General features: G+C 30.5%; 10 protein-coding genes. All 10 read left to right on the top strand.

Translation table 11 applies throughout. The features are described from left to right. The first annotated feature begins 307 nt into the window (after positions 1 to 307). Positions 308 to 790 carry a hypothetical protein gene (locus tag QE109_RS17435; RefSeq protein ID WP_281095830.1) on the top strand — a complete coding sequence of 161 codons (483 nt, stop codon included), beginning with the start codon at positions 308 to 310 and terminating at the stop codon, positions 788 to 790. A gap of 82 nt (positions 791 to 872) precedes the next feature. Continuing rightward, complete coding sequence (locus QE109_RS17430; protein ID WP_281095829.1) at positions 873 to 1,400, top strand: GNAT family N-acetyltransferase; 528 nt, start codon at positions 873 to 875, stop codon at positions 1,398 to 1,400. A gap of 178 nt (positions 1,401 to 1,578) precedes the next feature. Continuing rightward, positions 1,579 to 1,767 (top strand): hypothetical protein, encoded by a 189-nt coding sequence (locus QE109_RS17425; RefSeq protein WP_281095828.1) that lies wholly within the window; start codon positions 1,579 to 1,581, stop codon positions 1,765 to 1,767. Between the two features lie 376 nt (positions 1,768 to 2,143). Next, the gene (locus QE109_RS17420) at positions 2,144 to 2,578 is read left to right on the top strand and encodes a GNAT family N-acetyltransferase (protein WP_281095827.1); all 435 of its coding nucleotides are present in this window, start codon (positions 2,144 to 2,146) and stop codon (positions 2,576 to 2,578) included. Positions 2,579 to 2,743: 165 nt separating this feature from the next. Then, on the top strand, positions 2,744 to 3,247 hold the full coding sequence (locus QE109_RS17415; protein ID WP_281095826.1) for a GNAT family N-acetyltransferase: 504 nt from the start codon (positions 2,744 to 2,746) through the stop codon (positions 3,245 to 3,247). 199 nt (positions 3,248 to 3,446) lie between these two features. After that, entirely contained in the window at positions 3,447 to 4,298 is an 852-nt protein-coding gene (locus QE109_RS17410) for a hypothetical protein (protein ID WP_281095825.1), read from the top strand. A gap of 146 nt (positions 4,299 to 4,444) precedes the next feature. Further along, entirely contained in the window at positions 4,445 to 5,749 is a 1,305-nt protein-coding gene (locus QE109_RS17405; protein ID WP_281095824.1) for a deoxyguanosinetriphosphate triphosphohydrolase family protein, read from the top strand. Between the two features lie 95 nt (positions 5,750 to 5,844). Further along, a complete protein-coding gene (locus QE109_RS17400; protein WP_281095823.1) occupies positions 5,845 to 6,630 on the top strand; it encodes an ABC-three component system protein in 786 nt (261 codons plus the stop codon). Continuing rightward, positions 6,630 to 6,860 carry an ABC-three component system middle component 7 gene (locus tag QE109_RS17395; protein ID WP_281095822.1) on the top strand — a complete coding sequence of 77 codons (231 nt, stop codon included), beginning with the start codon at positions 6,630 to 6,632 and terminating at the stop codon, positions 6,858 to 6,860. Before QE109_RS17400 ends, QE109_RS17395 begins: the two co-directional genes overlap by 1 nt. Next, positions 6,841 to 7,248, top strand: coding sequence for an AAA family ATPase (locus QE109_RS17390; protein WP_281095821.1), 408 nt, complete (start codon positions 6,841 to 6,843; stop codon positions 7,246 to 7,248). Before QE109_RS17395 ends, QE109_RS17390 begins: the two co-directional genes overlap by 20 nt. Positions 7,249 to 7,317: the final 69 nt, after the last annotated feature.

The raw sequence follows: 7,317 nt of genomic DNA, 5'->3' as shown, positions 1-7,317 counted from the left end.
GGAACAAGTGATCTAAAAAATCATACTCAATGGTCTATCGCATCGGAATGAGTGGTCATTTTGGTATGGAATACTCAATAAATACAACGACAGTAGGAATATTAGCTTATTTAATGATGTTTATAGTATTTACCGCAGGATTTATTTCAGTATCAAATAAAACGATTAAAACGAACTAATACTGATTTGAAATTTTGATTTCAGTGAATACGATGTCTAACACACAGTCCTCGCAACTAAGTCTGCGAGGACTGAAAGAACGTTATGTGATATTAATTATTTCGATATAGAATGGTAAGGGGGAGCTATGAAAAAGATAAGTATTATTATAGGAGTTTTTATTATAATTGGATTGTCTATAGTTAATATTCAAAACAGAAGGTTCATGTTGAGAAATCTTGATGAAATTAATGTTGAAATAAGATATGCAACAAATTATTACGAGCGAAATAAAGCAATTGAGAATAATACTGAGATAAATGAAACATGGTTTTTGTTAGGGGAGTCAATACCATATTTTTATCATAAGGATATGCTAATAGAACCAAGGTGTATGAATTTAGCTCAAAAGATGGAGCAGACATTTGATTTAGTTGCTTCATCAAGAGTAGCTTCAAGAGATGATGTAGAGCAATTTTATTCAAGATTAAATCAAATAGAACTATTAATTACAAATACTATAGACGAGATTGAGTTATTACAATTAGATATCTCAGAGGAAACTTACGATGAACTCATAACACTTCTTTTGGAAATGGAGAATCTAACATATTCTGAAGGGGATCAATAATGAACATCACATTAACGGCGGGCGCTTACGGCGTTATGTGACATTTCAAAAAACTTAGAGATAAAGACAGGAGATAATTAAAATGACCTTTTATAATGATGAAAAAATAACGATAAGAGCAATGAAAGATGAGGATGCTCAAAGTATTTATAATACTCTATTAGAGCAAAACTGGCATCCTAATATAGAAGTGTACAAGAAGTACTATAAAGACCAGGAGTTAAAGGTAAAGTATGTTTTTGTTGCTGAATATGAAGGTAATATTGCCGGATATACAACATTATTATCAAAAGCGACCAAAGGACCTTTTGTTCAAAGTGAATTTCCTGAGATTGTGGATTTATGTGTCTTCGAGAAATATCAAAACAAAGGGATTGCTAACAAAATACTAGATATCGTTGAAAATATCGCATCAGATATAAGTAACAATGTGACATTAAGTGTCGGGTTGCATTCTGGTTATGGTGCTGCTCAGAGAATATATGTAAAACGTGGATATATTCCTGACGGTTCAGGTGTTTGGTACAACGATAGGCAATTAGAGCAATATAGTGAAAAATGCAGTAATGATGATTCACTTGTTCTGTATTTTTCTAAACAACTTAGATAAACAATTCAATAAAAATGAAAAGTCACATAACACACAGTCTTCGCAACTAAAGCTGCGGGGACTGCAAGAATGTTAGCTGAAATAATATCTGATATTTGAGTAGAAACTATAAAATAAACTATGTTTCATAGAAACAGGAAAGAGAGTTAATTTAATGAATAAAAAGATACTGGAACTAATGAAGAGAAAAGATGTAACGATGTTTGCTGTTGTTTCAGGATTAGTATTACTACTATTATCTGTTGGTAACACAATTGCTGGATTTAGTAATGACTTAATTTTTTATAAGATGACAGGAGTATTTGGTGTGATTTTTTTTAGTATAACTAGTTATATAAATATTCGTGCATATCGAAATCATGTTTAAAAGAATAATAGAACAACGGTGACGGGCACTAAAGGGAATCAACTTCTATTGCGGAAAGAAAAATCGTGTAAAATGAACGGGGATAGTGGCATATGCATAGCTACTTCCTAGTTTTGTACCTGACACCAATTTAGGAAGTAGGAAGTAAGTTCATGAATAATACGTTAGTAGAAACCCAGGAAAAAGATCAAAAGATAAAGTTCAATTTGTTGAGAAGCGATTTGTTAAAAACGAGATGAACAAAAGTATCTTGTTAAGAGGAGTTGGCTATGAACAATAGATTGATTGAGCTGCGCTCAAAAAAAGCCAAAGAAGATTTTGTAGCTTAAAAATAGTATTTGAAGGGGGAAAATTTATGGAAATAGTCCAATTTAATATGAAAGATAGAAATGAATTATTAGAGTTAGATAAAGAATGTTTTGGAGTAGATCAGTGGGATAATGAGTTATGGCAAGAAATTTTTGATGATTTTGAACATAATTTTATTTATTTAGTGAAGCAAAAAAATGAATTAATTGCATTCTTAACAATATTCAATTGGGGAAAAGAAAAAAATTACGTTAAAATCACCAATATTGGAACTAAAAGCAGTTATAGAGGACAAAGAATAGCTCATAAATTATTTGAAACAATGATAAGCGAGATGAAAAAAGAAGGTATTAGGGACTTTAGAGGAGAAACAAGAGTATCAAACTATCCAATGCAAAAAGTATTTAGTGATTTTGATTTCACAAATGTAGAAACATATAAAGATTATTATGACAACCCTACTGAAGACGCACTGAGATTTCAATTGAATTTTAAATTGTAATCTTAAAAAAAGCAAAACAAATTATGCATCTTGGTCCAAGGCTCAAGATGAAATGGGCATCTACTAACACGCCATTCCCATCACTGAGGTGACGGGAATGGCTGAACGTTAGACGACATGCATTGTCTAATAGTGAATATTTTTAAAAGGGTGGTGGAAATCATTATGAACGTATATTTTGAAACAGAAAGATTGATTATTAGAGATCCTATTGTTGAAGATTTTGATTCTATTTGGGAAATGAGAAAGGATGAGGATGTAACTGAATTCACAGGTGGAGTCACAAGGTTGACTTGTGATGAAGCATATGAAAAGCATTTAAAAAGATGTGACAATTGTGATGATACAGCAAAAGAATACTCAGTAATAATAAAAGAAACAAATGATTATATTGGATATTGTGGTTTTCAGTATTGTACAGTTTTAAATGGTTTGGAAATATTGTATGGTTACGCTAAGAAATACTGGGGCAATGGTTATGCTATTGAAGCTGCAAAAGCTGTTTTAGAATTTGGAATAACCAAGTTGAATCTTGATGAGATAGTAGCTGCAGTTAATTATGAAAATGTAGCATCGGATAAAGTATTAATAAAAATTGGAATGAATTATGTAGGAGATATAGAGTGGCCAGAGCAAGGAATGGTAAAGAAGTATAATATTAAGTCTTAATTGCCGACCCTGCACGATCGTCTAACACGATGATTATCGACATACCAGTCTTCGAATATTGTGTTGCGTTGGGATTTAGATGAGTATTTGATTTATAGTGATTGGAGTATTAACAAGGCACGATCGCGAGTCACGGGAACGTTATAGGAAATCAACACAAAAACAAGACAGCGACAATCATAAGAAAGGATTCAGAAATATGATTTACTTAAAAGGATATAGAGAAAAAACAAGTGAAGGATGGACAATACAAATTACAAAACATATAACGGAAAAAGAATATAATTCACATAAAGATTCGTTAGCAGATGCGAACAAAATAAATGCAATGACAGATGTACATAATTTAGTTGTTAGAAATGGAAGTGAATTCTTAGATTACTCTAGTAGATTAAAAAATGAGGCGAAAATAGACAAGGATCAATATTTTGAAGCAAATAGGTTATTAGTAAATTTTCTGTCTTCAGTATCAATGTTTATTGATTATGGAGAGAAATATCATTCAAAATACTTTGGAAAAGATAAAATGAGAGAGTTCCAAAATAAAACGCACTTCTTTTATGACAATCATATTTCATACAGATTTATAGCTATATTGAGAAACTATGCTATGCATTATGGATTCCTGCTTTTTATAACTCACACAAGTTTAGATGGAACCAATGGTTTGTTTGCTTCTAAAAAAAATCTCTTAAGATTTAAAGATTGGAAACATGTTAAAGAAGATATTGAGAAGATGCCTGAGCTTATATCATTTGATATACATGTAGAAATAGCAATATTATTCCTGAAGCATTTATATGAAAGCTTTATCTATGATATTGCTCCAATAGTCCTTGAGGGAATTAAATATTATAACAATTTGATAAAAGAATCTAACGGTTACCCACCAATTTTGGCTAAATCAAAAAATGAAATAGATTATAAGTCTGGCATTTTATCGTTAAGTGATTTTAATCCGAATGATTTTGCTAAAGCACTTGAAGTTATTAAAAATCATCCAAGAATTGAAGTGAATTTTACTGATGAAAGACGTGATGACATCCTATAACACGCTGAGTCCCTCCATTCCCCTTAATGTCACGACGGCTGCGAGGCACACGTCGCGCCACTTTTTCCGCTAAGGCGTTAAAAGAGGGGAACAGCGGGAATCGCGGGAACGTTATATGCATTATATTAAATATGGAGGATATTCAAATGAGTGACAGAGGAGCAGAATATATTATTAGTCAATATAAAAAACTTATTGATTTAGATAAGAGGATATCAAAAGAAAATAAATATAGTAATCAAAGAGAACGAAATCCATATCAGAGAGACTACTCTAGAATTTTGTATTCTACATCATTTAGAAGATTGCAAGGCAAAATGCAATTAATGAGCGTGGACAGTTTGAGATTCTATAGAAATAGATTAACTCATAGTTTAGAGGTTTCACAAATTGCTAGAAGTATTGCTGAAAAAATGCGTGAAATATTAAAATATGAAGAATTATATCAAAAAGATATGTATGTTATTGAAGCATGTTCTATAGCTCATGATATTGGTAATCCTCCTTTCGGACATCATGGTGAGACTGTTTTAAATGATTTATCAAAATCATTTGGAGGATTTGAAGGTAATGCACAAACACTTCGTATTTTAAGAACATTAGAAAAGAAACTTCCATCAGAAAGAGGATTAAATTTAACAATACGCACACAATTTGCGGTAATGAAATATTTTAATCCAGCAAGTTCAGGAAAAAAGAAATTCATATATAATGATGATTTTGAATTTTATGATGAGTTAGTAAATGAATATGGTGTTTCACCACGTACTTTGGATGCTCAAATAATGGATTTAGCAGACGAAATAGCATATGCGGCACATGATTTAGAAGATGCTTTAGCGTTGAAATTATTTACTCTTGATGAATTTCGTTATGAGTTCAAACATTACATGGAAACTAAAAGCTCAGACGAAACAAAAGATAAGATTTTACTTGCAATAACAAAATTCGATGAATTAGTTAAAAATGCTAATGAAGTTGCAGTTGATGCGCAAAATATTCACTCTTCAGAAGAATATTCACATATATTACGAAGAGAACTAATTTCAAATTTGGTTAACACATTGGTTACAGATATTGGAATTGTTGAATCTAACGAAAAATTTAGAAGTGATACTGGTAGTAAGAATGATTATGAAGTAAATTTTTTGAATTATAAAGAATTAGCAAATGGGTTGAAAAAATTCACATTTATATGTATTAATCGCCAGAATAATGTATTGGTATATGAGAAAATTGGTGAAAAAGTATTAAGAGAGTTATATCAAGCATTTATTGATGATAAATTTAATTCAAATAATATGTTATTACCTGCTGAATTTAGAGCTGATACTGGAGTATCTAGAGAGCGATCTGTTTTAGACTATTTAGCAGGAATGATGGATACTTTCGCAATAGAGACACACAAAAAGTATTATGGTTCAAACGCATTAGAAAAGTTATATCCATAGATTACTGCACATAACGCACAGTCCTCGCAACTAAGGCTGCGAAGACTGCAAGAACGTTATACGAAAAAGAATATATAAATAATGGAGGTGCATTTTTGAGTACATTATCAAAAAATATAAAGAATAGAAAGAATCTTACAGAAGAAGAAAAAGTAATATTGTTGACTGAAGTTAACCGAGTATGTCCTTTATGTGGCACTAAATTAATTTACAAAAAGAAGACGAGAAATTTATATAGCTTCGAAGTCGCACATATTTATCCACATAGCTCATCTGAGTATGAAAAAGAGTTATTAGCAGATGCGAAAAGGTTATCAGATGATTCAGAAGATATAGCAAACTTAATATTATTATGTCCTTCATGTCACAGAAAGCATGACAAATATACGACTATTGAAGAATATTACACGTTATATAATTTGAAGGAAAGAATGAATGCAGAATCAAATTGTAAAGAACATTTTGGTGATTATAAAATAGAATTTGAAATAATTGAGGTTATTCATTCTCTAGCAGAAAATATTAAAAATAATAGAAGTAAATTTGTAAAACTTGAAATGTCAGCAATGCGAATAGAAGAAAAATCCGATGAAACTTTAGATGTTTTCGTCAAAACTACAATTGAGATGTATGTACAATTGTATTATTTATCTATAAAAGATAAATTCAACGAATTAGAGAAAGATGATGAAGGTATATTCGATTTAATTGCATCTCAGATAAAATCATTCTATTTGCAATTAAAAAGGAAAGAAAGTAACAAGAGTATTATTTTTGAACAAGTAGCAGAATGGATATTTGTCCAATCAGGTAGTAAAAGTAAAATCGCTAGTCAAATTATTGCAAGTTATTTTGTTCAAAGTTGTGAGGTGTTAACATAATGATTTTTCCAAATAAGGTTACTTCATATGAACAATCGGTATTATCAAAATTGCCAGTAATAATAAAAGAAATCCACAAAGGTGAGTTAAGTATATTTACTCTATATGAGCTAACAAAATCACATTTTGAAGAAATTAACGAATTTGTTTTCGCGTTAGACGTGTTATTTTTACTAGATGTTATTGATGGGATAGAAGGAGATTATATACATGTTGAAGCAGATAAGTAGTGTTGTATTTCGTGAAGGCACAATATATTTTCACAGTGGCTTAAATACAATTTTAGGAGATGAAAAAGGATCTAATTCAATTGGGAAATCTACATTGTTAATGATAATTGATTTTATATATGGGGGAACTTCATATATTAAGGAAAATAGTGATACAGTAAAGCATTTGGGACATCACAATTTTGAGTTTGTGTTAGAGTTAGGTGAAAAAAAATACTATTTTAGAAGAGGAACAGAGAACAGTGATATTGTTGAAGAGTGCAATCATATGTTCATTAATACTAAAAATTTAAAAATTAGTGAATATACATCTATTTTGCATAATTTGTATATTTCAGATTTAATTCATATTTCCTTTCGTGCAGCAGTAAGTACTTATTTGTCCTAGTCAAGCATAATTGTAACACTATCATATAGTTTGACGAGTATAAGCTTGCCTTGCCTCAAATGGTGTTAA

The organism is Fusibacter bizertensis, assembly GCF_029914245.1.
Taxonomy (GTDB): domain Bacteria; phylum Bacillota; class Clostridia; order Peptostreptococcales; family Acidaminobacteraceae; genus Fusibacter_C; species Fusibacter_C bizertensis.
The sequence above is the reverse complement of the archived record's forward strand: the minus strand, read 5'-3'. Positions and strand labels throughout refer to the sequence as shown.